Source organism: Methylobacterium persicinum (genome assembly GCF_022179525.1).
GTDB classification, from domain to species: domain Bacteria; phylum Pseudomonadota; class Alphaproteobacteria; order Rhizobiales; family Beijerinckiaceae; genus Methylobacterium; species Methylobacterium persicinum.
Window position 1 is genome coordinate 47,958 of the sequence record NZ_BPQX01000003.1, and the last position, 25,244, is coordinate 73,201.

Consider the following 25,244-nt stretch of genomic DNA (forward strand, 5'->3'; position numbering starts at 1 on the left):
TGACAACTCTCTTAATACATCTCGCTGAGGCAATGATACATGAAATTATTTAATTGATATTGAGTGTTTTTTGAACAACGATGCCTCTTGGAGTTATTATTCAAATTACAAAATACTTACGTCATTTAAGTCAAGTACGAATGAATGATCTCGATCAATTCCTCGCCGGCGTCCTCGCGCGTCTCCTCGGGCAAGTTGGCCTGCGGGATCAGATACTCACGGACATGTTCCTCCAGAACCTCGGCCATCAGACCATTGATCGCACCCCGTGCGGCGGTGATGCGCTGCAGAAGATCGGAGCAGCTCGACTCGCCCTGCAAGGCGCGCTCGATGGCGTCGACCTGACCGCGCAGGCGCCGCACCCGGTTCACCAACCCGCGCTTGTCCCGCAGTACGTGCGTGTCACTCCGAGCCTGTGATCCCGCGTCGACACTGTCATCCCGTCTCGCCATCGAATTCGTCCGACCTGCCAGTTTTAGAACTTTTCCAAAGAACCCGGCTTGACAGCCGTCAGCCTCGTCACCATACCCGGTCAGGTATCCGGCCGTGCGCCGGGTCCGATGTCAACGCCTCGGGACCGATGAACCCTCGATCTAGACCCTCATCCTCCATCGGTGAAGGCCGCGCACCGTCCGGTGCGGGCTCGCGCCGGCGGGGGATGGTCGACCCGCGCGGAGCGGAGCGCCATCATCTGACGGTCTGAGCCGGCAAGACCTCGTCTCGCCAGCTTCGTCAGCTGGCGCTCAAACCTCCTCTCGGGTCGCATCCGCAACCACCCGACGAACAGGAGGTGACCATGGCTTTCGTCCACGCCCTCGCGCCCGCGCTGCCCTACGCGCTGCGGTCCGGGCTCTTCCCTCAGCGGCGCAGCGGCGCCAGCCCGGCCGCTCCCACATCGACGCGTCCCGTCACCGGTGACACGTTGGCACCGGCCAAGTGGGCGGGCGATCACGTCGTCGCCGTCTGGCGACGCGACGAAGCGGATCGTCTCGTCTGCGCCTGGCAACTCGCACCCCGCTGATCCGACAAGCCGCCGATACCCGCTGAGGTATCGGCGGCTCCGCGCTGTGAAAGCACCATGACAGGCCGATCTTCATCCACTGTGGAGCCTCCCAGTCGCGCGCGCGACCGACGGATCTCCCACACCCGCCCCGGCTCGGATCGCGAGCACGGCGTCATCTGGCGCGACAACCTCTCCTCGCGAGCGGCCTGAACCGCACCGGAATGCCTTGCCCGAGCCCAGCCGGTCGCACGCGACCCAAGCTCGGAGTCATCATGCATGGTTTCTCTCGTCCGCGATCCCCTGCCGCCGCGTCGCGGCGTGCCGTCCTTTGCGGCGGCGGATGACGATGCCGACCCGGGAGGCCGGCTTGCTCCGTCCTGTCCCGGCGCGCCCGAGGGTGTCCGCGCGACAGGGCCCGATGAGATCGCCAGGCTCTACGCCGCGCTCGATCTGGTCTCCCCGCAGACCAATCCGCGCACGGCGCGACTGCTCGCGGCCGGCGCCAAGCGCATGGCGCAGAAGCTGATCGAGGAGGCGGGCGAGGTCGCACTCGAGGCGTCGCGCCAGCACGCTCGCGCCACCGTGCGCGAGAGCGCCGATCTGCTCTACCACCTCGTCGTGCTCTGGCGCGAGTGCGGCATCGCCCCGGACGAGATCTGGGCCGAGATGTACCGGCGTGCCGAGCGCTTCGGCATCGCCGAGAAGCTGCCCAAGGGCAGCTCTGAAGCGGGCGGCGTTCGCGCCGCCGACGATTTCACCTGATCCTCGGCGTCGGACGACACCTATGACCGCTCACACCTCGGCGCTCGACGCGTCCAGCCTTCCCGCCACGGCCGTCTTGGACGAGGCCCATCGCGGCGACATTCGCGGCGCGCTCGGCACCATCGCCGAGGGCGATCACGCACCCCGGATCGGCTGGGGGGCGCGCCTCAAGACGCTCCTGGCGATCCTCGGTCCCGGGCTCATCGTCATGGTCGGCGACAACGATGCCGGCGCCTTCGGCACCTACACCCAGGCCGGCCAGAACTACGGCACGGCGCTGCTGTGGACGCTGGCGCTGCTGATCCCGGTCCTGTTCGTAAACCAGGAGATGGTGCTGCGCCTCGGCGCGGTCACGGGCGTCGGGCACGCCCGCCTCATCCTAGAGCGGTTCGGCGGGTTCTGGGGCGCGTTCAGCGTCATCGACCTGTTCCTCCTCAACGCCCTGACGCTCGTCACCGAGTTCATCGGCATCAGCCTCGGCCTCGATTATCTCGGTGTGCCAAAGCTCTGGGGCGTGCTCGCAGCTGCAATCCTCGTGATCGCGGCCGCGAGCACCGGCGACTTCCGCCGCTTCGAACGCTTCGCGCTGGCGCTCGTCGCCGGCAGCCTCCTGCTCGTGCCCGTGGTGCTGATCGTGCACCCGCCGGTAGGCCAGATCGCCCGGGACTTCCTCGTGCCGCGGCTCCCCGCGGGCGCCAAGCTCTCGGAGGTGATGCTGCTGATCATCGCCATCGTCGGCACCACGGTGGCGCCCTGGCAGCTGTTCTTCCAGCAGAGCTACGTCATCGACAAGCGGATCACGCCGCGCTTCATGCGCTACGAGAAGGTCGATCTCTGCCTCGGCATCGTGCTCGTCATCGTCGGCGCGGTAGCGATGATGGCCTTCTGCGCCGCGACCTTCGCCGGAAGGCCCGAGTTCGGCAATTTCGGTGACGCGGGCGGGGTCGCAGCCGGGCTGGAGCGGTATGTCGGCCCGGTGCCGGCGGTGCTGTTCGCGCTCGCGCTCATCGACGCCAGCATCATCGGTGCGGCCGCCGTGTCGCTGGCTACCGCCTACGCCATCGGCGACGTCCTCGCCCTGCGGCACTCGCTGCATCGCAAACCCGGCGAGGCCAAGGGCTTCTTCCTGGTCTACTCCGGACTGATTGCACTGGCCGCAGGGTTGGTGCTGACGCCCGGCACGCCGCTCGGCCTGCTCACCAACGCCGTGCAGACGCTGGCCGGCGTGCTCCTGCCCAGCGCCAGCGTGTTCCTGCTCCTGCTGTGCAACGACAGGGCCGTGCTCGGGCCGTGGGTGAACGGGCGCGCGATGAACCTGTTCACCGGCGCGGTGATCTCCGTGCTTGTGATGCTCTCGCTGATCCTGACCGCGTCCGTCCTGTTCCCGGACGCCACGAACGAGACCGTCATCGTCGGCGTGCTCGTCGGCGGCAGCCTCGTCGCGCTGGTCACCGCGGGCGCGCTCGCGCTCCTGCGTCGGCGCACGTGCGCCGACGGGTTGGCCGTCGATCCCGCGGCCGGCGACCGGGCAACCTTGCCGCGCGAGCGCTGGCGGATGCCGCCGCTGGATCAGCTCCCGCTCGCCAAGCTGTCGCTGCCGGCGCGCGTGTGGATGGTGGTGCTGCGCGCCTACCTCGTCGTCGCTGGCGGCCTCGTCCTGATGCGCATCGTCGGCCTCGCCCTCGGCGGCGAGGGCTAGACCGGTGCGGCGGCGCTTCATCCCGGCCGCCGTCCGAGCCGGCCTGCTCCGGTGGCTCAGGTCGGACCTGGCCGCGCTCCACCTCGGCCTGCACGACCCGGCTGTGTGGCGGCGCGCGGCGATCCTCGCGTGCCTGCGCGATCGCCGGCCGGATCTGCTGACGGCCGACTCGCAGGGTTCGGCTGCCCTCGCGGACCGGATCCTGAGTGACGCCCTGGGCGACTTCACTGCGGCCTCGAGCCGATGCGGACGGGCGCCATGACCGGCACGCTCACCCTCTTGCACATTGCGGGCGCCGTCGCGCTGCTCCTGTGGGGCACGCACATGGTCACGACCGGCCTCGCCCGCGGCTTCGGGCCGGAGCTGCGCGACCTGATCGGGCGCGGGCTCAAGGGCCGAGCACGCGCCTGTTTCGCGGGTCTGCTCGTCACGGCGGTGCTCCAGAGCAGCACCGCCACCGCGCTCATGGCGACCGCCTTCGCCGCGAGCGGCACCCTCGACCTCTCGGCCGGCCTCGCCCTCATGCTCGGCGCCAACGTCGGTACGGCGTTGATCGTGCAGGTGCTGTCCTTCGACGTGGCCGCGGCCGCCCCCATCCTGATCCTGTTCGGGTTCCTGTTGTTCCGCGCGCGCGCGGATCGGTCCAAACCGCGCAATCTCGGCCGGGCACTGATCGGCCTCGGCTTGATGCTGACGGCGCTCGCGTTGCTCGGACAGTGCCTCACCGCCGTCGAGGCCACGCCGATCCTACGCAGCCTCGTGGGGGCGCTTGCGGCCGAGCCGGTCCTGGCCGTCCTGGCGGCGGCGATGCTCGCCTGGGCGGCTCATTCCAGCGTGGCGGCGATCCTGTTCATCGTCTCGCTCGGGGGTGCAGGCGTGATCACCCTTGAGGGTGCCCTCGCCCTCGTGCTCGGCGCCAACCTCGGCGCGGCACTGCCGCCCTATCTTGAAGCAGCCGGTGCGCCGGCAGCGCGCCGGCTTCCCCTGGGCAACCTGCTCGTGCGAGCGGCCGGCTGCGCCGCCGCGCTGCCGCTCCTCGACCCGATCACCGCAGGTCTCGCCGAGTTCGGCGTCGCTGACCCCGCGCGCGGAGCCATGGCGTTCCACCTCGCGCTCAACCTCGCGCTCGCCATCCTCGTCCTACCCTGGACGGCCGCGCTTGGCCGCCTCACCACGCGTCTCTTGCCCGCGCCGATCATGCCTGAGAGCGCACGGCAAGACGCGCCGATCGCGGAACTCCCGCACCACCTCGACCTCACCGCCCTGGCGACCCCGAGCCTGGCCCTCGCCAACGCCGCCCTTGAAGCCCTGCACATGGCGGATCTGGCCGGCGCAGCCCTGCGCGATGCCCTTCAGGCGTTCCGCACCGGAGATCGGACCTTGGCCGGTGCAGCCGGGCGGCGGGACGCGGCCATCGACCGGATCGGGCTCGCGATCCGGCGTTACCTGGCCGACCTCGGCGGCGAGGAGGTCGGCACCGTCTCGGCGGATGCGCAGGCGCGAGCCCAGGAGATCCTGACCTTCGTGCTCAACCTCGAGCACGTCGGTGACATCATAGCCCATAACCTGGTCGCGTTCGCCAGCCGGCGGCTGAAACGGACCGGCGAGCCGTTCTCCGTCGAGGAACTCGCCGACATCGAACGGCTCCACGCCGAGGCGCTCACCAGCCTGCAGCTCGCGCTCGCTGCGTTCCTACGCGACGACCTCGACGCCGCGCGGTCGGTGGCCCGGCGCAAGGGTCTCCTGCGCGCGCTGGAGCGCGCGGCCATCGACCGGCACGTCGCGCGCCTGCGCGATGCGCCGCACGACGCCGATCCGGCCGCGATGGCGGAGGCGAATGCGCTGTTCCTGCGGACGCTGCGCGATCTGCGCCGGGTGCACTCGCACGTCGCCGCGCTGTGCGCGCCCCTGCTCGAACGGCGGCACGAGGCGGTGCTCGGCGGCGAGGACGAGACCATCTCGGCCGGCGGTCCGGGCGGCGACGGCGAGGATCCGGTTCAGGAGGCGTCGAGCCTCCGGCCGGCAGCTTGAGCGGGAGACGACCATGCGGCTTGTCATTGGGGGCAGCGGTCATCTGGAATACCGGGATCTCGTGAGCTTCGAGTTGGCGAAGCTGCACCGCCGCTGCCGAGTCATGGTCCTGATCCACGGCGGTCTGGGCGGCGTCTGCGCGGCGGCCGAGGACTGGGCGCGGCGGGCCGGTGTGCACGTGGTGCGCTACCCGCCGAACTGGGTTCGCTACGGTAAGACGGCGGAGGCGGTGCGCAACCGATTCATGCTGAAGGACGCCCGACCCGATCTAGTGGCGGCCTTCCCCGGCGGCCCGCACACGCTGGATCTCGTGCGATGCGCCCTTCGGGCACGGCTCGCCGTCTACGAGGTGCCCGAGCGCGACGTGCCGGCCCAGACGATCCTCGACCGTGCGGACGGGCCGCCGGGTCGAGATCGCTCGAACGGGCTTCGAAGCCAGCGCGCTATCGTGCTGCACATCTGAACATCGACCGACACAGGGAGATCATCGTGGTTCGGCATCCCAACCTCGCGAGGCTGCTCTCAGGCCTCGGTCGATCGGCGTTCGGGCTGACGATGCGGGCCTACCGCGCCGGCCTGATCGGGCGGCGCGGCGCCCTGATCGGGACGCAGGTCGCGCATCAGCTGAGCCGAATGGGCTTGCAGGTCGCGCTCGACCACCGGCCGCTCGCGCGGCCACCCCGCGCAGGGCCGGGGACGGAGCGAGGCTCGACCGCGGGGCCAGCCGAGCTTCCGGTGCTGGTGCATATCCTCGAACACGCACTGCACGTCCTCTCGATCCTGCCGCGGATCATGCGCTCACGCCGTTTCGGGACGGCTCTGCTGATCCGCCTCGCCGTTGCCGGTCTGGGCGACGTGGGTTTTGCCATGCTCCGTCATGAACATATCGCGTGATCCAAGCTCCCGAATGGATCCGAGATCTCATCAAACATTCGTTTTATCGTAGATGCACAAAAAGATGAAATTCATACAGTAAAAATTGAGGCTATGCCATGAGATATCTGCAAATTCAGATCTTATCGCCGATCGAGAAGCTTTTATCGCTTCTGGGTGGCGCCGTCGCGATCCTATGCTTGGACCAAGCGCGGGCCGCCGAATGGAGAGGTTCATCGTCGGATCGCCCGACCGTCGCAGACTGGTCCGGCGGGTATCTGGGCGTCGAGGGCAGCGCCGGAGACGCCTACGGCAGCTTCAACTTCGACGCGGGCTCGGTCGAGCGTCGCTCCGTGCCGGCGTTTCGAAGCGGGGATAGCACTGGCCGCAGCGATCAGGGACGCAATGCCACGACGGTGCTGGGCGGTGTCGTCAGCGGCTACAACTGGCAGACCGGTCCGTACGTCTACGGCCTGGAGGCGGACCTCTACGGCGCAAACCTGAAGCGGCCCGTGTCGTCGACCGTGCCGGGGTTCGGCTTCGAGAACGGCGACGCCTCCTTCAGTCTCATCCGCGCTCAGGCAGATCTGTTCGGCGCTGCCCGCGCCCGTATCGGCTACGCGTTCGAACGCAACCTCGTCTACGCCACCTTCGGCCTCGCGGGCGCCGAGACACGCTTCCGCTCCACGTTTCCCGACCTGGATACCGGCTTCGCCGGGATCGCAAGGCGTGACCACTCCTATCTCGGCTTCACACTCGGGGCCGGCGTGCAGTTCGCAATCGCTGAGAACCTCGCCCTGGGCATCGACTATCGCTATGCCGATTACGGCAGGAGCGCTCGCTTCGGTCTCGGCAGCGTTGCGGGTCCGGACGGCGGGGCGTTCTCGACCCAGGCCTCGTTCACCTCAAACCAAGTGATGGCGCGGCTCCTCTGGGTTCCCGGAGGACTGCGCCTGCCCCCCGAACCCGACGAGCTCGCCCCCCACGATCCGGACAACGGCGACACCGGCCGCTTCTCGCTGCACGGCCAGACGACGTTCATCGACCAGGGGGTGACGGGCTTCCATTCGCCTTACCGCGGCGACAACAGCCTCGTGCCGCATCAGGCGCGCGGCACGCTCACCGCCACCGCCTTCCTCGGGTTCAAGCTGACCGACAACACCGAGCTGTATTACAATCCTGAGTTCGACCAAGGCTTCGGTCTGAGCCGCACGCTCGGCGTGGCCGGCTTTCCCAACGGCGAGGCGCAGAAGGCCGGCTCGTCCTCTCCGAAGCTGCGCTCGCAGCGCTACTTCGTGCGTCAGACCTTCGGGCTCGGCGGCGAGACCGAGACCGTGCCGGACGGGCCGAACCAAGTCGCGATCACACGGGATATCGAGCGGATCACCGTCGCGGCGGGCAAATTCGCGCTGGGCGACTTCTTCGACGGCAACATTTATGCCCACGATCCGCGCGTCGACTTCATGAACTGGTCGCTCTGGGAGTCGGCGGCCTACGATTTCCCGGCCAACCTGCCCGGCTACACCCAGGGCATCGTGGTCGAGTACAACCGTCGCGAGTTCGCGCTGCGCGCAGCCTATACCCAGGTCCCCAAGCTCCCGAGTACGGATCCGCTCGATCCGCGCTTCCCGCGCCGGGGCGGGGCCGTGGTCGAGTTCGAGGAACGCCACGTGCTCCCGATCCTCGACCAGCCGGGAAGGCTGAGGATCGGCGCGTTCTCGCACGAGGGACGTACCGCCAACTACCGGCAGGTGGTCGCGCTCGCGGACTCGATCGACATCCCCGACGTCAACACGGCCGTGAACCTCAGCCGGAGAACCCGCAACAAACGGGGCGCCTACATCAATCTCGAACAGGCGCTCACGCCGGAGATCGGCCTGTTCGCCCGGGTCAGCGCCGCCGATGGCCGCAATGAGAACCTCTCCTTCACCGATGTCGATCGGAGCGCCTCCGGTGGGTTCTCGTTCAAGGGCTCCCTGTGGGAGCGACCGAGCGACACGATTGGCATCGGCGCGATGATCAACGGCCTGTCGCGCGCGCATCGGGACTACTTTGCCGCAGGCGGCCTCGGCCTCGTGATCGGTGACGGGCAGTTGCGTTACGGGCCAGAGCGCGGCATCGAGACCTACTATGCGCTGGGTTTGACAAACACGGTGACAGTGTCGTTCGACTATCAGTTCATCGACAATCCTGGTTACAATAAGGATCGCGGCCCAGCCAATTTTTTCAGTAGTCGTCTACACATCGATTTTTAGTTTCTATTTTTGAAATTCACAACCAGTCCAGATGTATATGCCTCACATACTCTGAATCATTATTTCTATCATGTATATCTCGATCTAACCGATCCGTGGGATCCGCGCGTTCAGGCAGACATCAGCCCGAGGCGTACGCAAGTAATCGCGGCCTGCGTGCGCGTCGTCACGTTCAGCTTGCGCATCACGCGGTCTACGTGGAAGTTCACCGTCCGCTCGCTGATACCGAGGAGGGCGGCGATGGCGACAGAGGATTTGCCTTCCACCACCCGGGCGAGGACCTCCCGTTCGCGTTCGGTCAGCGTCGGGCGCTCGGTGTCCCCCACGGCCGGCGCTGTCCGCTGCAGGACGTTGTGCAGGACGGCCAGCAGCAGCTCGAAGTCGATGGGCTTGGCGACGAAGTCGTCGCAGCCCAGCTGGCGCGCCTCGATCTGGTTCTCCCGGCCGGCGAAAGCCGTCAGCAGCACGAACGGGGTCCGCGAGCCGGTCTTGCGCAATGCGCGCAGCAGTTCGAGCCCGCTCAGGCCCGGAAGGTCGATGTCGCAGAGGATCGCGTCGTGCGCCTCGCCCAACCGCGCCAAACCTTGCATGCCGGTGATCGCAAGATCGACACGGAAGCCCGCCTCTGCGAGCACCTCGTTGGTGAGTTCGGCGATGTCGGGATCGTCCTCGATGCACAGGATGCGCCGCGTCACGGCTTCGCTCCGGGCAGATGCAGGTGTACCGTCGTGCCCCGGTCGACCTGGCTCTCGATGCGAACCTGGCCGCCATGCGCCTCGACGAAATGGCGCACGAGATGCAGGCCGATGCCGAGGCCAGGAACACCGCCGCTGTTGGCGGCGCGATAGTAAGGCTCGAAGACCCGATCGAGTTCCTCCAGGGCGATCCCGACGCCGTGGTCGGCCACCGTGATCTCGCTTCCGTCGAGTAGGGCCGAGCGGCCGGCGTGGATGCTGATCGCGCAAGGCTGCGGCGAGTACTTGATCGCGTTCGAAACGAGGTTCGACACCGCCTGATGGATCAGGACGCGGTCGCCGTGCAGGGTTGGCTCGGCCACGCACACGGCGATGTGAACATGCGCGGCCTCATATTCGGCCACGAGCGCCTCGAGGAAAGGGACTGCCTCGATCGCCTCGCGGTTCAGCAAGATCTCTCCACGGCCGACTTCGGCAGCGAGGCGGACGCGCTCGACCAGACCCTTGAGGCGCGTCGCGGCGTGTCGGATCTTCTCGCTGCGAGCGATGATGTCCATCGGCTCGATCGTCTGCGCCAGCTTGCCGAGGCGATAGCCTTGACCGTCGATCGCAGTCAGCGCCGTCGCGATCTCGTGAGTCAGGATCTGCACGAACCGCCGTCCGGTCTCGGCCACCAGCCGTTCTTCGGTCAGACGTGCGTCGACCAGGGCGTGGTTGCGCCGTCGTTGCTCGACCAGGAAGGCGACGAGCCACTGCGCGGCGACCGCGATCACGCGGTTGACGACGAAGCTGAGGACGATCCCGCCCTCCGGCGGTCGAATGAACGAGCCGACCAACGAGGCGGCGGTGGCGAGGGCGGCGAGACGGAACGTGCTGCCGGGACCCATGTAGACGCCGAGGAGGATCGGCAGCGTGTAGGCGAAGCAGATCGAGACGTTGTCGGCGGGCTCGAAGAGATCAGCCGTGAACACGCCGACCACGAGGAGGAGCGCGAGGGCGAGCCTCGGCTTGAGACTAAGCATCGGCAACGTGGTAATTTGGAAGAGCGCTCGTCGCGCCGCGCGACTCGGCTCGATGAGCAGAGGGCGCGCGCGCATGAGACCGACAGGGCTAGCGGCGCGCTTGGGTAACGCTCGGGTTCCCGTATGGTGCGCGCTCGCCAACGCTTTACCCTCCTTACCGACGTAACCCAACACCGATTGAAAGCTCGGGACGGATCGCCGCTACCAATCTTTCACAGAACCTGAGCTGCGACATTCTCGCCGGAACTTAGGGTAGTAGAGCGAGGATCGCGCCGACCTGCAACCTGTCAAACCTGACAGTTAGACGACCCGCGCACGCCGCCCACCGCTTGTAAAAATCATCATACACTTGCCACGGTCCGATATAAAAACCCTAACACTAGGTTGCTAAGCTCAACTTCCGAGGGTGTGCGCCTGTCAGAACTGACAGTTGCCGAAGGAGGAGCAACGCTCTACCGCGAAGCTGCGCCTGTGTGAGCCGGCCGCTCGGGCGTCGGTGCCCGCGACAAGCCAGCGCGATACACGCTGATGCTTCCTGTTCGCAATGTTTAGTTCTGTATGCATCGAGCTGCAAAAGTATGCGCGGCAGTCGTTTAGAAAGGTCGCGGCATGGATGTGCGTAATCAGCTCCGGCCTGATCTTCTCGATGCTGAAGCCGGGACACCGCTGAGGCCATTCGGCTCGCCGACGCTGAAGATCGCCGCCGCGTCTATGCTTCTGATCGGCACCGTCGCGGCGGTTGCCATCTGGCCCGACGCCGCACGCGACGTCGCTGGCAGGACGGCAGCACTCGTCACCGGCCTGTCCGGCCGCCGCGCGGACAGAGCCGATGCTTCCGAACCGGCGACGACAATCGCGGTCGAGCGCAGCTTTCGGCCGACGCCGATGCAGCTCGCGTCGTTCGGGATCACGAGCGTTCAGGCGACCGAGTTCCGACCGCAAGGACTGGCCGAAGGGCGCATCGCGCTCAACGATGACGACAACGTGCCGGTCTACTCTCCCTATGCTGGGCGTGTCACCAAGATCACCGCCAAGGCAGGTGACGACGTGAGGGCGGGCCAGCCCCTGTTCACCGTCGAGGTGACCGACATGGTCCAGGCGCAGAACGATTTCCAGAGCGCGATCAACGCCCTCAACAAAGCCCAGGAGCAGCTCAAGCTCAACCAGATCATCGCCGCGCGCCAGCAGGTGCTATTCCAGGCCAAAGCCGCCGCGCTCAAGGATTATCAGAGCGCCGAGAACGACGTCATCTCGGCCCAGAGCGACAAACAGACCGCGGAGGCGGCCCTGGAGGCGGTCAAGAACCGCCTGCGGATCCTGGGCAAGACCGACGCGGAGATCGCCGCGTTCCAGAAGAACAGCAGCATGAGTCCGGAGACGGTGATCCGAGCGCCGATCGCCGGGACAGTCGTGCAGCGCAAGGTCGGCCTCGGCCAGTACCTCGGCACCGGCAGCGATCCGGTCTTCACCATCGGCGATCTCGCGACCGTGTGGCTGATCGCCAACGTGCGCGAGAGCGACATCCCCCGCATCCGGCTCGGTCAGCCGGCCGTGGCGACCGTCAACGGCTTCGGCGACCGCACCTTCCGCGCGCGTGTCACCTACATGGCCGCGAGCCTCGATCCGGCGACGCGCCGGCTCGCGGTCCGGTGCGAGGTCGAGAACCCCGATCAAGAACTCAAGCCTGAGATGTTCGCGCGGTTCGCGATCATCACCGGCGACGCCGTGAGCGGCCCGGCGGTCCCAGAGAGCGCGGTCGTTCAGGAGGGGGACCGCGCGCATGTCTGGGTGCTGCGCCCGGACGGCGCGGTCGAGGCCCGCGAGATCAAGCTCGGGCTGCGTGACGGTGATCTTCTGCAGGTCACCGAGGGCTTGCAGACCGGCGAACGGATCGTCTCGCGCGGCGCCCTCTTCATCGATCGGGCCGCGAGCGGAGAGAAGGCTTCATGATCACCGATCGACGAGCTTCGGCTTGCACCGCAACCGACCGCGGGAAGTTGTCATGACCGGCGTCATCACCTTCGTCCTGCGCCAGCGCGTCCTCGTCCTCCTGCTGTTTCTCGCGACGCTGGTAGTCGGCGCGGCCAGCTATGCCCAACTGAACATCGAGGCTTATCCCGACCCCGTGCCGCCGCTCGTGGACGTGATTACCCAGAACCCCGGCCAATCGGCCGAGGAGATCGAGCGCTACATCACCATCCCGCTGGAGGTGCAGCTCGCCGGCATCCCGAATGCCACCGTCGTGCGGACGATCTCGCTGTTTGGCCTCTCCGACGTGAAGGTCCAGTTCAACTACAATTTCACCTATGAGGAGGCCGAGCAGCGGGTCCTCAACCGCTTGTCGCAGCTCAGCCCCCTGCCGAACGGCGCCCAGCCCTCAATCTCGCCGGTGAGCCCGATCGGCGAGATCATGCGCTATCAGCTGGTCGGACCGAAGGGGTTCTCGCCCACCGACCTCAAGACGCTCCAGGACTGGATCCTGCAGCGGCGGTTCAAGGCGATCCCCGGGGTCATCGACGTCACCGGCTTCGGCGGCAAGACCAAGGAATATGAGATCGCCGTCGACCTCGCCCGGCTTCAAGGGCAGGGCCTGACCTTGGTGCAACTCGTCACGTCCCTGAACAACTCCAGCATCAACGTCGGCGGTCAGACGCTGAACATCGGCGAGCAAGCGGCCGTGGTGCGCGGCATCGGTTTGATCCGCGATCCGGACGACATCCGCAACACCATGCTCACGCAGGTGAACGGAACGCCCGTGCTCGTGCGCGACGTCGCCGAGGTGCGGGTCTCGAACGCACCCCGGCTCGGCATCGTCGGCCACGACGATCAGGACGACATCGTGCTCGGCATCGTGCTGCTGCGCCGCGGCAGCCCGAGCCTGCCGACGATCCAGCGCGTGGAAGCCGAGATCGAGAAGATCAACGCGAGCGGCATTCTCCCGCCCGACGTGCGCATCGTGCCGCTCTACGACCGGTCGGGGCTGATCGGCAAAACCACGCACACGGTGATGCACAACCTCGTCTTCGGCGTGGCGCTCGTGTTCGTGGTTCAGTGGCTGTTCCTGGGCTCGCTGCGAAGCGCCATCATCGTGGCGGCGACGATCCCGTTCGCCCTCGCCTTCGCGGTGGCGATCTTGGTGATCCGCGGCGAGTCGGCCAACCTGCTGTCGCTCGGTGCCATCGACTTCGGCCTGATCGTCGATGCGACCGTGATCATGGTCGAGAACGTCTTCCGACACTTGTCGGAGCATCCCGGCGGTCCGATCACGCACGCCGATGACGCTGGCGATGAGGGGTCGGCCCTGACGGGCAAGCTCGGCACCATCAGTTTCGCCGCGTCCGAGGTGAACCGGGCGATTTTCTTCTCGGCGACGATCATCATCGTCGGCTTCCTGCCACTGTTCACGCTGAGCGGCGTTGAAGGGCACATCTTCGGGCCGATGGCCAAGACCTACGCGTACGCGCTGATCGGCGGCCTGCTCGCGACCTTCACGGTCTCGCCGGCCCTGTCGGCCCTGATCCTGCCGAACGAGATGGAGGAGCGCGACACGCTCATCGTGCGCCTCCTGCACTTCGGGCACACGCGCTTCCTGCGCTTCGCCTTGGGCAACAAGATCCTGACGCTCGGCGCCATGCTCGTCGTCCTGCTCGTCGCCGGCACGATGGTCCGCTCGCTCGGCCTGGAGTTCCTGCCCAAGCTCGAGGAGGGCAATCTCTGGATCCGCGGGACGATGCCACCCTCGATCTCGCTCGAGGCCGCGAACACCTACGTCAACCGGATACGCGCCGTGCTCAAGGCGTATCCGGAGGTGGAGACCACGATCACGCAGCATGGCCGGCCCGACGACGGCACGGACGCGACCGGCTTCTTCAACGTCGAGATCTTCGCACCGCTGACCGACGAGGAGACTTGGCCATCGGGGCTGACCAAGGAGCGGCTCGTCGAGGATATGTCAAAGACGCTGGAGGAGCACTTCCCCGGCGTCGAGTTCAACTTCTCCCAGTACATCCAGGACAATGTCGAGGAAGCGGCTTCCGGCGTGAAGGGCGAGAACTCCGTCAAGGTGTACGGCAACGATCTCAGCGCGATCTCGCAGGCGGCCGAGCAGATCAAGGCGGCCCTGGCCGAGGTGAAGGGCATCACCGACTTGGCGATCTTCACCTCACTGGGTCAGCCGACGGTCCGCATCACCGTCGATCGCGAGAAGGCGGCCCGGTACGGGCTGGCGCCCGGGGATGTGAACACCACGGTTCAGGCCGCGATCGGCGGTCAGACCGCGGGTGACGTGTACGAGTATGGCTCGGATCGGCACTTCGCGATGCGCGTGCGCCTGGCCTCGGCGTACCGCCGCGACCTCGCCACGATCCGCAACATCACGGTGGGCGCCCAGAATCCGAGCGGCGGCGTGATTCCCGTGCCGCTTTCTGAGATCGCCACGGTCGAGCTCGTCTCGGGCGCCTCGTTCATCTATCGCGAGGGTCAGCAGCGCTACATCCCGGTCAAGTTCTCGGTGCGGGGACGCGACCTCGGCGGCGCCGTGATCGAGGCGCAGAACCGGGTCGCCCAGCAGGTCCAGTTGCCGCCGGGCTCTCACCTCGAATGGGTCGGCGAGTTCGGGAACCTGCAGGACGCGATCGCCCGACTGAAGGTCGTCGTCCCGATCACGCTCGCGCTGATCGCCCTGCTCCTTTACATCAACTTCTCATCGGCCACCGACATGCTGCTGACGCTGTCGGTGATCCCGATGGCGATGATCGGCGGCATCTTCGCCCTCGTGCTGACGGGGACGCCGTTCTCGGTCTCGGCGGCGATCGGCTTCATCGCGCTGTTCGGCATCTCGACCATGGAGGGCGTGATCCTGCTCGCCTACTACAACCAGCTCGTCGAAGACGGCTGGCAGCGCCGCAACGCGGTGTTCCAGGCCGCGACGGTGCGGATGCGCCCGGTGATGATGACCTGCGTCGCGGCCTGCGTCGGCCTGCTGCCGGCCGCCTTGTCGACCGGCATCGGCTCGCAGGTCCAGAAGCCGCTGGCGCTGGTTGTGGTTGGCGGCATCCTCCTGGCGCCGGCCCTGATCCTGGTCGTTATGCCGATCCTGATCTCGCTGTTCTCGCGGCGGCGACCGGCCAGGAGCACGCAGGTTCGACCCAAAGTACAGGCCGTGTCCGCCCCTTAAACGTCCCGCAATCGCCATAGAGAACGGTCAAGCTCAGATGCTTGCCGTCGCTCGACGGACCACGCCTGCAGAAGTGCCTCGATGCGTCCCGATCTCGATCATCATGCCGCGCGATATCCGGTGCGGGACGGGATGTTCGTCCGCGTGTCGGAAGGATGGGTAATCCCGCTGACGATGGCCCTCGGTCGTCTCTCTCGGTATGGCGGCGTCATACTGCTGGCTTGGAGCGTCGCCGCCTGCGCGGTGGGGCCGAACTTCATGCCGCCGGAGGATCCGCCGGTCAGCCGCTACACCAGGGAGCCGCTGAAGAACCCGTCGGCCGCCGACAAGATTCGCACCCGGCAAGGCGGCTCGGCCGACCAGAGCTTCGCCTCGGGCGCCGACATCCCCGGCCAGTGGTGGACGCTGTTCCATTCCAAGGCACTCAACCGCCTCGTCGAGCAGGCGCTGGCCAACAACCCGACGCTGGAGGCCGCGCAGGCCTCCCTGCGGGTAGCGCAGCAGAACGCGCTCGCCCAGAAGGGCACGCTCTATCCGAGCCTGACCGCGACGCCTCAGGCCGAAGGCATCCAGGCCCCGGGCCTCGACCTGCAATCGCCGCTGCAGAACCAGACCCAGTACCTCTACAGCCTGTTTACCCCGCAGGCGGTGGTCTCGTACAATCCAGACGTGTTCGGCGGGAACCGGCGGCAGATCGAGTCGCTGGAGGCCGCCACCGAGAACCAGCGCTTTCAGCTGGAGGCGGCCTATCTAAGTCTGACCGCCAACGTCGTCGCCGCCGCCATCCAGGAGGCATCCCTGCGCGCGCAGATCGATGCGACGCAGAAAGTGATCCAGGCGCAGATCGAGGTGCTGCAGCTGTACAACAAGCAGCTGTCGCTCGGGCAGATCGCCGGGGCCGACGTGGTGCAGCAGCAGGCGGCGCTCGCCCTGTCGCAGCAGCTGCTGCCACCGCTGGAGAAGGCGCTCGCGCAGCAGCGCAACCTGCTCACCGCACTCGCCGGGCGTCTGCCCTCCGACGAGGTCCCGGAGACCTTCCGTCTCTCGGCATTGAGGCTGCCGACCCGGCTTCCGGTGAGCCTGCCCTCGCGGCTCGTGCAGCAGCGCCCCGACGTCAAGGCGGCGGAAGCCATGGTGCAGCAGGCGAGCGCCAGCGTCGGCGTCGCGGTCGCCAACCGCCTGCCCCAGTTCACGCTGACGGCCACGGGCGGATCGAGCGCGACGCAAATAACCCAGATTACCAACCCGGCCGCCTCGTTCTTCACGATCGTCGGCCAGGCGACGGCACCGATCTTCGATGCCGGCACCCTGTTCCGACGCCAGCGGGCCGCCGAGGAAGGCTTGACCCAGGCGCAGGCGCAGTACCGCGCCACGGTGATCACCGCCTTCCAGAACGTCGCCGACGCGCTGCGAGCGCTGCAGGCCGACGCCAGGGCGGTGGCCGCCGCCGACGCAGCGGTCAATGCGACGAACCAGAGCCTGGAGCTGGTCCGCAAGCAGTTCACGGCCGGCTCGGTGACCTCGACGCAAGTGCTGATCGCCCAGCAGGGTTACCTGTCGGCGCTGGTCACCGCGGCGGGTGCTCGCGCGACCCAGTACGCCGACACCGCGGCGCTGTTCGTGGCGCTGGGCGGCGGCTGGTGGAACCGCGCCGACGTGGCGCCGCCGCCCCCGGAGAAGGATCCGCTGAAGTTCCTGTGATCCAGCATCTCTCCGTAACCCGAGGCGATGGCAGTGTTGGTTCGTCGAACCCGTCCGCTGTTCTCGGAACGACCCGATCCAGTGAATACAAGGGCACAGAGCACATGCGGCATCGACGACCTCGCATCGATCGGATCGGTCCCTCCCATGATGGCGAGGGACTACTGTACGACCAGTCCGGCAGGCTCTCTGAAGCGCTGGATCAGGTCGGTCTCGCCTGCCGGGACTTTACGCCCACCTCCGCCGACGATCATCGGCGAGCCGCGAGGGTTGCGAGAATGGTCTGCGCGACGGCACTCGGCCTTCTCGTTGGAATGGCCGGCCTCAAGACCGCGTCGGCCGCCGACCTGATCGTCTCAGAGCCCGTCGGTCGGTTCCTGGCGACCTGCGAGACTCTCGCGCGGTCCTGCTACGCCGACGCCTGCGGTCGAGATCAGATCGATGCGGCTTCGGGCTGCCGAGGCCAGTGCCCAAGCTCGGTCGTGATCAGCGTCGTGCCCGCTGCCTGTCCGCTAACCGATCCGCGCGCGAGCATCGACGCCGCCGCGCGATCATCGTTCGTCCACGATGAACCTCGCCTATCCTCCGCGCGAGGTGCGGTCGAACTGGTGCTGAGCCGGCGCACGGAAGCGCTGACGACGGTGGCTCAGACCCTGCGCTACGCCGAGCGCGCGAGCAACGGAGCCTTCGCGGTCGAGCGGGTGCACGCCGAGCACCGGCTCGGTGAGCCGTATACCCGGGTTCACATCTGCTACCGCCTCGGCGACCGATCGACGGCGCCGATCTGCAACATCGATTATCTCGTGACTCGCGATCCGCCGCACGTCGAGCCGGCCGACCGGTTCGACGGCATCGGTCGCGACCTCGAGCAGGGTCCCCAGGCCTTCCTACGGGCCCTCGCCCGCGAAGCGGAGCACCAACAGCAGCCGGCCCCGCTGCAGGCGTTGCGTCGGGTCCTCGAGCCGCTCAATCCCTACGACTGGCGCTGACGGCAAACCCATCGCGCTCGCCGCCTCCGGTCCGGTGTGGGGTTCGAACGGCTTCGGACGTCGCGCGACGCCGGCGCTTTACCGACCTGTACCAGATGTCGAACCGGTACCGGGCGTGACCGACTTGCCCCCCTGCGAGATGTTGGAGTTGCCGGTGCTGCCCGCAGGCAGCCCAGAACTCGTGCTTGAGGTACCCGGTGATGTCGCCCCGTTGACGGCGCCCGTGCCACTGACGCCGCTGGAGCCCGTACCACCGGTTCCAGAAGCAGAGCCGCCGGCACTGCCGCCCGCCCCAGCTCCGCCCGCGCCACCGCCGGCTCCGCCACCCGCGGCGGCTACACCGGCTACCATGCCGATGACCATCAAGGCCGCGATCAGCGGCGTGCGGATATCGACTCTCATTTTGCCTCCGGTCATGGCGTGGACGGCGCGTTCGAGACGCGCTGCAATCGAGCCAACCGGACCGGGGATGGCGCTGTTCCGAGATCGGGGATTCTCACGATGTCGGTAGCCGCATCCCATATCTCATCGAAGCCTTTGTCAGCGCCGTGACGGCCACCGCCAGCATGCCGATGCCGAAAGCGAGGCGTGCGACGACACGATGGGGCGCACGATCGCGGCAAACGCTGCGCACGGTGCAGGATCGTACGATCAGAAGCCGGGCCACGCACCGGGGATCGTCTCGCCATAACCCCAACCTGTGAACGGCGGAGCGGATACCCGCTGCTTGGTCACAGGCGGGAGGTAGCTGGACAGCGGCCTGTGCACCTCCCAGTCCATCCAACCTCGCGCACGATCGGCGGCGGCCCTGCGTCTGAGCGTGAGGTCCATGTCACTTGCGCGTGAAGCCCTGTGATCATGGTGAGCCTTGACGCCGCGCACACGTGCCTCGGCAGACACGTCTGTCAGAAACATGACGAGCGGGAGGACCATCACCGAAATTAGCCGCATCGGAGTTCCCTGCGCATGATATGAGGGGTAATCATCGCAGCACGGGCACGAACGGCATCGAGCCGACGGTCGCCTCATCCTCGCCGAGGCTGTGCCCGGTCGAGCGACTATCCCCTCTCAACGGTTCGCCGTGGTGACGGGCGAGGTGACCCCGCCCAGCGACACCCAGGCGATGGCGTCCTGGCTCTCGCGCTTGACGAAGACATAGCCGGTCCGGTGCCAGGGTAAGATGTCGTTGGTCTTGTTGTCCAGGACGAGGTCGCCGCGATCGGTCAGCAGGGTGAGTACGGCGTGACCCTCGCCGTTGGCGTCCACGACCACGGTCATCCGCATCGCCCGGCGCGGCAGACCCGCCTCGGCGAGCAGATGGCGCTTCAGGAGCTGATAGTCCTCGCAGTCGCCGAAGCCGTCCTCGGCCAGGTTCCATTGATCGGCTACGTGCCAGTGGTCCATGTCGGTCATCGGCTGCACCGCCTTATTCACCCGGCGGTTGATCGAAACGATGGTCGACCAGGTCGCGGGCGTGAGGGTGATGCGGGCAGGCTCCGTGCGGTCGAGTACGCATTCGGCCGGATAGTTCTCGCAGAACGTCACCCATGCCGCGATCGGTCGGGCCGTTCCCAGAGGCTGCGCCACGCTCGGGGCGCTCGGCAGCGACGCGAGGGTTTGAGCCTGCACGGCGCCGATCCCGAGGCCGATGGAGAAGGCTGCCGCGAGGGCAGGCCTGAGGCGACGCGCGGCGTGGACCGAGACCGCATTCCGCCTCGTGAAAGCCGCAAACCGCATCGCCGAGACCCAACCGTTAAGCTTTCGTTAACGGAAGTTCTCACGCCGACGCGCCGGCGGCAATCCAGCGCTCAACGAAAAATTAACCCTGTGCGTAGCGCGGATAATATCGGTCGGCGCTAATCGTCCTGTCAGATCTGACAGTATGCATAGCCTTTCCCGGGGACTATGAGAAACAGCTTGGATTTTATTGCAGGGATAAGGTAGAGCTTGAGTCCGGGCGTGTCGAAAGTCTGACATCCCAAACGCTTGCGCATTCCCAGCTCGTTTCGAGGATCTACGGTGCGTCCGACACGATGGAAGCGCCGTGTGAGGCGAGGCCCGATCGGCGAACGCCCAGGCTCGGCAGCCCAAGCCGACGTGAGTGCAAGAGGATGAAGACGAAATGCGTCGCGCTTCAACGTGTCGATAAGGTCGAGGTCAGAGTGTGACGTTCGTCCAGCTCCGACTGGTCGCATTCGGCCAGGCAGCTTTCATGGTCGGCTGCGCACGAACGCTGACGGAGCTGGGCATCGATCACTCAGTGTCTGTCCGGCGACATATTGAGTGATGTAAGGGGTTTGTGATTCAAGGCGGCCTGTGTGGAGGCTGCTGATGTGGACGACCGAGAACCGGGCCCGCTACGATCGAAGCGAGCTTCGGTATCCGAGCGATCTGACGGATGACGAGTGGGCGCTGATTGAGCCCCTGATCCCTCCAGCCAAGCGTGGCGGCGGCAAGCGCAGTGTCGACATGCGGGCGGTGGTGAACGGCCTGATGTACGTGCTGAGCACCGGCTGCCAATGGCGGGCGATCCCAAAGGATCTGGCGGCGCGCTCGACGGTTCACGATTACTTTGACCTCTGGGACTATGACGGCACGCTGGAGCGGATCCATCACACGCTCTACGTCGCCTGCCGGGAACGGATGGATCGGGAGGCCAGCCCGACGGTGGCCATCATCGACAGCCAGAGCGTGAAGGGCGCGGAAAAGGGGGGCGCTCGATCGACCCGCCCGGCTACGATGCGGGCAAGAAGATCAGGGGCAAGAAGCGCCACATCCTGGTCGACACGCAGGGCCTGCTGATGCACGCGCTCGTCCATCCCGCCGACATTCAGGATCGGGATGGCGGCGTGCTGGTGATGGCCACGCTGTTTGGCCTCTACCCGTTCCTGCTCAAGCTCTTCGCCGACGGCGGCTACCAGGGACCGGCCTTCCAAGATGGCCTTCGCAAGGTCTGCCGCACCCTCACGGTCGAGATCGTCAGGCGCTCCGATCAGGCCAAAGGCTTCGCTGTGCTGCCCAAGCGTTGGATCGTCGAGCGAACGATCGGCTGGCTCAACCGCTGCCGCCGTCTCGCAAAGGATTGGGAATGCAAAAGCCGGAAAGCACGAGCGTTCGTCCTCTTGGCCTCCATCCGCCTCATGACCCGAAAGCTCTGTCAGAAAACATCATGATGCCGGACAGACTCTCAGAGGCGGACACAGGTTGGCAGCCTGCGTTCAGTCTCGTTGATGCATAAGGGCGGTTCACGCCGTCAGCTACAGGCCTTACATATTTTTGCATGAAATATTATTTACTCGATTCTGATGAGGACAATGAATAAATCGTGCTGAAAAATCATGCGCGGTATCGGATCCATGTATTATCGAGGGCTAACTCTGTTATTTTTGATATCAGGGATTGCTTTTCACACTGAGTCATGCGCTGCGCAGTACAACTCGGGGCAGCTGCGGAAATCGATCGAACCGGTCTATATCAGGCCCACCTACGGTACCTATCACCAGTGCGGCGGCGCATGCCTGAAGAGCGGGTTGCTGACGTGGTTCTGCGAGGAGAACACCGGCTGCGCCCTGAACTGCGCGATCGGTCCGCCGGTGAGGCGGTGTGTTACGTCAGGTAGCGTCATCGAGGATTTTCGCATTCTAAATTAGTTTTCGCAAAGTGTAGCTGAACTCGGCACGATTCAGTTCAGCGATGGATCGACGGTCCTGCGCGGATGCACAGGGCCGTCCGAGTTTTGTATCTAGTATGGCCTTAACCCGTTACAGCGGTTGCCGGCGGAGCCACGGCAGACGGCTTCAAGTGGTCTTCCGGCCGCGCTTCTTAGGAGCTTCAGCGCCGACCGTAATTGTTGCCTTAGCCGTGGTCTCTCGGCGCTGACTGCCGAGACCGAAACTCTTGGCGAGAGTCGAGCGTTGCTGAGAATAGCTAATTGCTACTGTGGGATAGTCGCGGGGCAGACCGTAGCGCTCGCGGTATTGCGCGACGGTCATACCATTGCCGGTGAGATGCCGCTTCAGTGTCTTGTACGGCTTGCCGTCGATGAAGGAGATTAGCGCGTCGTGCGTAATCGATTTGTGGATCTGAGCTGGGGTTGGTTTCTCGACCATCGGAGCTTCTGATGCGCCACCCTGGCGGAGGCCGGACAGAGCGGAGTAGATCCCGAAGATCAAGCTTGGCAGCTCAGCCGCCGGCAGGCTGTTGTTCGAGATGTATGCTGCAACGACCTTGACTGTCTGCCGAATATGATCATTCCGCAGTGTGACCGCTTTCTCGTTCATGAAGTAATCCTTTTTGGAGATCAAGTGCACAAATGACGCAATCTTCCTCCGAATTCAAGTAGAAATCTCATAATACAGATTTGAAACTTACCTCCGACCATCTGCATAATCAAATTAGATATTTGCCGCAACATCTCGCTCACAATCATCTATCTCACCGGACTCTGTTAAATTCATGAAGGTGAGCCATATCAACGATAAACATTAGGCTGGGCAATAATTTCATCGTATTCAGTTTTCCGCTAGACACTGCGCTTCGAACGCCCGAGGTCTGCTCAGTCAGATCAAGCGCAATCGTAGATAAACTATCAAACCGGCTTCGGGACACAGCCCGTCACCGTCTGGTCACTGCCGCGGCCTGAGGCATCGTTGCAGCTAGACATCAGTCTCGTTCAGCACATGTTAGTGGGCGCGATGAGTGTCAGGGAGGATGACATGCTAGGCGAAAGACGCCGACTGCCAGCTACTATCGCAGCTGGGGCAATTTTGTGGGCTGGAACGGCGCTGGCGCAAACCACCCCACCGTCTCAGCCGTCGACTGTCACTCAGCGCGGCCAACAGCTGCCGCCGGGCGACCCTCTGATCGGGCAGCCGGATAATCCAGATGCGATGAAGCTGGCTCCGGTATCTGGCCCAGTTCTGCCCACCCGTGCCGACAAGCTGCCAACGGCGATGCTGCACGTACCCGAGGGATTCAAGGTCGAGGTGTTCGCCAGCGGGCTGCCGGACGCCCGATCCATGCGCCTGGGCGACAAGGGAACGCTGTTCGTCGGCTCGCGCGTGCGCGACAAGGTGTACGCCGTCGTGCCAGGCCCGAACGGCAACGTGGTCAAGGTGATCGCCAGCGGTCTGCATCGGCCGAACGGCCTCGCGTTCCACGACGGCGCGCTCTACGTCGCGGAGCTGTCCAAGATCTGGCGATATGACAACATCGAGGCGAACCTCGACAGCCCGCCCAAACCCGTGCTGGTCTACGAAGATCTGCCAACGGACGAGCCGCATGGCTGGAAGTTCATCGCCATCGGCCCCGACAACAAGCTCTACGTCCCGGTCGGCGCGCCCGGCAACATCGTCATGCCGTCATCGCGCCACGCGCAGATCCGGCGCATGGACCTGGACGGCAAGAACGTGGAACTGGTCGCGACCGGCGTGCGCAACTCAGTTGGATTTGATTGGAACCCTGTTACCAAAGACTTCTACTTCAGCAACAACGGCCGCGACTGGATGTCGGAGGATCTGCCGAACGACACGCTGCACGTGGTCAAGGCGGGAACGACGACGGCGCCCAACTTCGGCTATCCCTATTGCCATCAGGGCAACTTCACCGACCCTGAATTTGGATGGGGTCACTCGTGCGACGAGTTTGCCAAGCCAGCCGGCTTGATGGGCCCGCACGTGGCGACGCTGGGGATGCGGTTTTACACGGGCGATATGTTCCCGAGCAGCTACAAGAATGCGATCTTCCTGGCCCGTCATGGCTCGTGGGATCGTACGAAGAAGCTCGGCGGAGATGTCGTGGTCGTCAAGCTCAAGGACGACGGCACTATCGCATCGTACGAGCCGTTCCTGACAGGCTTTCTCCAGAACAATGCCTACGTGGGCCGGCCCGTCGATGTGCAGCCAATGCCGGACGGATCGCTACTGGTATCCGACGATTGGAACGGCGCTATCTGGCGCATCACCTACAAAGAGCCCTAAGTGACTTGGCCGAGGTGAGACCTCCTCGCCCCGGCTTAATCACCCTCGCCCGCCATCGGACCCGCCGTGCGCCTGCTTGTTGGTCTATCAGCCTTGATCTTGCTCGATAGCATCGGCGTGCCGGTGTGTGCGCAGCCGGCCACGGAGCAGTTGAGTATCTGCCTCAGCTGCCACGGCGAAAACGGCACGTCCCAAGCGGAGCACGTGCCGTCGCTCGGCGCCCAGAAGAGCGACTACGTAGTCGCGCAGCTGCTGATGTTCCGCGAGAAGCAGCGAATTGCTCCGCCGATGAACGATATGGCGGCAAACCTGTCGGATGATGATCTACAGTCGCTCGCCGAGGCAATCTCCAAATTGCCCGCGCCGGAAACTTCTGCTCCGATCGAAGCTAAAGCGGCCGAAGAGGCGCGCGCACTCATCGCGCGCTATCGCTGCGGCTCGTGCCACGGTGCCGACCTCGCGGGGCAGGGACAGATCCCAAGGGTCGCTGGGCAGCGCGAGGACTATCTGACGGCCGCGCTTGAGGGCTACAAGAGCAACGCACGCCCTGGCTACGAGCCGGCGATGAACGAGGTCTCACGAGACATCAAAGATGAGCACATTCCAGTGCTTGCACGCTACCTCGCCCAATACCGCTCGGAGCAGAGTACGGCGGGGCAGGTTCCAAAACCTTGAACGGGGTCGCGGGCGGTCAAGTTGAGCTCTGATAAGCCTCATGTCTAAGAGCATATCAACGAGTTAGAATGATAGGATTATCTATGGATTTATTTTGTCGATAAAACGATCAGTTTTGCGTTGCTACGGATCGTTTGCGTAGCTTGTGTGATCGCCTGATGTTCACAGTCTCGGGACCACGGCGTCGAAGTCGCAAAGATGGTCTTGCCCGCATCGCATGTCTTCAGGGTATACGCTTCAACGGCCCTCTCCTCATGAAGCCTGATCACCTCGAGGACGTCCGCGAATTCCTCGGCTGGCGCGGCCTCGTCGAGTAGTTCTGCAGCATCCCATCCTGAATAGAATCAAGCGGATACCTCCTCACTGTACCGCCCGCGGATTGTGA

20 protein-coding genes are annotated in these 25,244 nt (G+C 65.4%); 15 read left to right on the forward strand and 5 right to left on the reverse strand.

Annotated features, from left to right (window positions below):
* Positions 1-125: 125 nt before the first annotated feature.
* Positions 126-452, reverse strand: a complete 327-nt coding sequence (locus MFF22_RS00660) for a metal/formaldehyde-sensitive transcriptional repressor (RefSeq protein ID WP_053622404.1) — start codon at positions 450-452, stop codon at positions 126-128.
* Between the two features lie 344 nt (positions 453-796).
* Here MFF22_RS00660 and MFF22_RS00665 point away from each other — a divergent pair, with 344 nt between their 5' ends.
* The 8 genes from MFF22_RS00665 to MFF22_RS00700 all read left to right on the forward strand — a co-directional run bounded on the left by MFF22_RS00665 (position 797) and on the right by MFF22_RS00700 (position 8,623).
* On the forward strand, positions 797-1,021 hold the full coding sequence (locus tag MFF22_RS00665) for a hypothetical protein (RefSeq protein ID WP_043388285.1): 225 nt from the start codon (positions 797-799) through the stop codon (positions 1,019-1,021).
* Positions 1,022-1,279: 258 nt separating this feature from the next.
* Positions 1,280-1,765: a phosphoribosyl-ATP diphosphatase gene (gene hisE, locus MFF22_RS00670; protein WP_051976331.1), complete on the forward strand. Its 486-nt coding sequence runs from the start codon at positions 1,280-1,282 to the stop codon at positions 1,763-1,765.
* Between the two features lie 22 nt (positions 1,766-1,787).
* The gene (locus MFF22_RS00675) at positions 1,788-3,464 is read left to right on the forward strand and encodes an NRAMP family divalent metal transporter (RefSeq protein ID WP_043388287.1); all 1,677 of its coding nucleotides are present in this window, start codon (positions 1,788-1,790) and stop codon (positions 3,462-3,464) included.
* 4 nt (positions 3,465-3,468) lie between these two features.
* Positions 3,469-3,726, forward strand: a complete 258-nt coding sequence (locus MFF22_RS00680) for a hypothetical protein (protein ID WP_043388288.1) — start codon at positions 3,469-3,471, stop codon at positions 3,724-3,726.
* Positions 3,723-5,495 (forward strand): Na/Pi cotransporter family protein, encoded by a 1,773-nt coding sequence (locus MFF22_RS00685; RefSeq protein ID WP_043388296.1) that lies wholly within the window; start codon positions 3,723-3,725, stop codon positions 5,493-5,495. Before MFF22_RS00680 ends, MFF22_RS00685 begins: the two co-directional genes overlap by 4 nt.
* Positions 5,496-5,508: 13 nt before the next feature.
* Positions 5,509-5,958, forward strand: a complete 450-nt coding sequence (locus tag MFF22_RS00690) for an SLOG family protein (protein ID WP_081948878.1) — start codon at positions 5,509-5,511, stop codon at positions 5,956-5,958.
* 92 nt (positions 5,959-6,050) lie between these two features.
* On the forward strand, positions 6,051-6,389 hold the full coding sequence (locus MFF22_RS00695; protein ID WP_053622405.1) for a hypothetical protein: 339 nt from the start codon (positions 6,051-6,053) through the stop codon (positions 6,387-6,389).
* Positions 6,390-6,487: 98 nt separating this feature from the next.
* A complete protein-coding gene (locus MFF22_RS00700) occupies positions 6,488-8,623 on the forward strand; it encodes a carbohydrate porin (RefSeq protein WP_051976342.1) in 2,136 nt (711 codons plus the stop codon).
* A 110-nt stretch (positions 8,624-8,733) separates the two neighbouring features.
* Here MFF22_RS00700 and MFF22_RS00705 read toward each other — a convergent pair whose 3' ends face one another.
* Both MFF22_RS00705 and MFF22_RS00710 read right to left on the reverse strand, forming a co-directional pair.
* Positions 8,734-9,318: a response regulator transcription factor gene (locus MFF22_RS00705; protein ID WP_053608462.1), complete on the reverse strand. Its 585-nt coding sequence runs from the start codon at positions 9,316-9,318 to the stop codon at positions 8,734-8,736.
* Positions 9,315-10,481 carry a sensor histidine kinase gene (locus MFF22_RS00710; protein ID WP_143739309.1) on the reverse strand — a complete coding sequence of 389 codons (1,167 nt, stop codon included), beginning with the start codon at positions 10,479-10,481 and terminating at the stop codon, positions 9,315-9,317. The genes MFF22_RS00705 and MFF22_RS00710 overlap by 4 nt, the downstream gene beginning before the upstream one ends.
* A gap of 570 nt (positions 10,482-11,051) precedes the next feature.
* Here MFF22_RS00710 and MFF22_RS00715 point away from each other — a divergent pair.
* The 4 genes from MFF22_RS00715 (at position 11,052) to MFF22_RS00730 (ending at position 18,206) form a co-directional block, all read left to right on the forward strand.
* Positions 11,052-12,290 (forward strand): efflux RND transporter periplasmic adaptor subunit, encoded by a 1,239-nt coding sequence (locus MFF22_RS00715; protein ID WP_089231664.1) that lies wholly within the window; start codon positions 11,052-11,054, stop codon positions 12,288-12,290.
* Between the two features lie 52 nt (positions 12,291-12,342).
* Positions 12,343-15,516, forward strand: a complete 3,174-nt coding sequence (locus MFF22_RS00720) for an efflux RND transporter permease subunit (RefSeq protein WP_053608460.1) — start codon at positions 12,343-12,345, stop codon at positions 15,514-15,516.
* A 174-nt stretch (positions 15,517-15,690) separates the two neighbouring features.
* Complete coding sequence (locus MFF22_RS00725) at positions 15,691-17,217, forward strand: efflux transporter outer membrane subunit (protein ID WP_053608464.1); 1,527 nt, start codon at positions 15,691-15,693, stop codon at positions 17,215-17,217.
* The gene (locus MFF22_RS00730) at positions 17,214-18,206 is read left to right on the forward strand and encodes a hypothetical protein (RefSeq protein ID WP_210254069.1); all 993 of its coding nucleotides are present in this window, start codon (positions 17,214-17,216) and stop codon (positions 18,204-18,206) included. The genes MFF22_RS00725 and MFF22_RS00730 overlap by 4 nt, the downstream gene beginning before the upstream one ends.
* Before the next feature lie 1,068 nt (positions 18,207-19,274).
* Here MFF22_RS00730 and MFF22_RS00735 read toward each other — a convergent pair.
* Positions 19,275-19,943 (reverse strand): transglutaminase-like cysteine peptidase, encoded by a 669-nt coding sequence (locus MFF22_RS00735; protein WP_053608458.1) that lies wholly within the window; start codon positions 19,941-19,943, stop codon positions 19,275-19,277.
* Positions 19,944-20,537: 594 nt separating this feature from the next.
* On the opposite strand from MFF22_RS00735, the gene MFF22_RS00740 reads away from it, so the two are divergent.
* A protein-coding gene (locus MFF22_RS00740; RefSeq protein ID WP_091995207.1) for an IS5 family transposase occupies positions 20,538-21,379 on the forward strand; the annotation gives its coding sequence in 2 pieces (ribosomal slippage) (positions 20,538-20,928 and positions 20,928-21,379; 843 coding nt in all).
* Positions 21,380-22,003: 624 nt separating this feature from the next.
* Here MFF22_RS00740 and MFF22_RS00745 read toward each other — a convergent pair.
* Positions 22,004-22,486 carry a Ros/MucR family transcriptional regulator gene (locus tag MFF22_RS00745; RefSeq protein ID WP_078947056.1) on the reverse strand — a complete coding sequence of 161 codons (483 nt, stop codon included), beginning with the start codon at positions 22,484-22,486 and terminating at the stop codon, positions 22,004-22,006.
* A gap of 609 nt (positions 22,487-23,095) precedes the next feature.
* Between MFF22_RS00745 and MFF22_RS00750 the strand changes: the two genes are divergently transcribed.
* Positions 23,096-24,184, forward strand: coding sequence for a PQQ-dependent sugar dehydrogenase (locus MFF22_RS00750; protein WP_238247141.1), 1,089 nt, complete (start codon positions 23,096-23,098; stop codon positions 24,182-24,184).
* Positions 24,185-24,250: 66 nt separating this feature from the next.
* Positions 24,251-24,859, forward strand: coding sequence for a c-type cytochrome (locus MFF22_RS00755; RefSeq protein ID WP_238247143.1), 609 nt, complete (start codon positions 24,251-24,253; stop codon positions 24,857-24,859).
* The last annotated feature ends 385 nt before the right edge of the window (positions 24,860-25,244 follow it).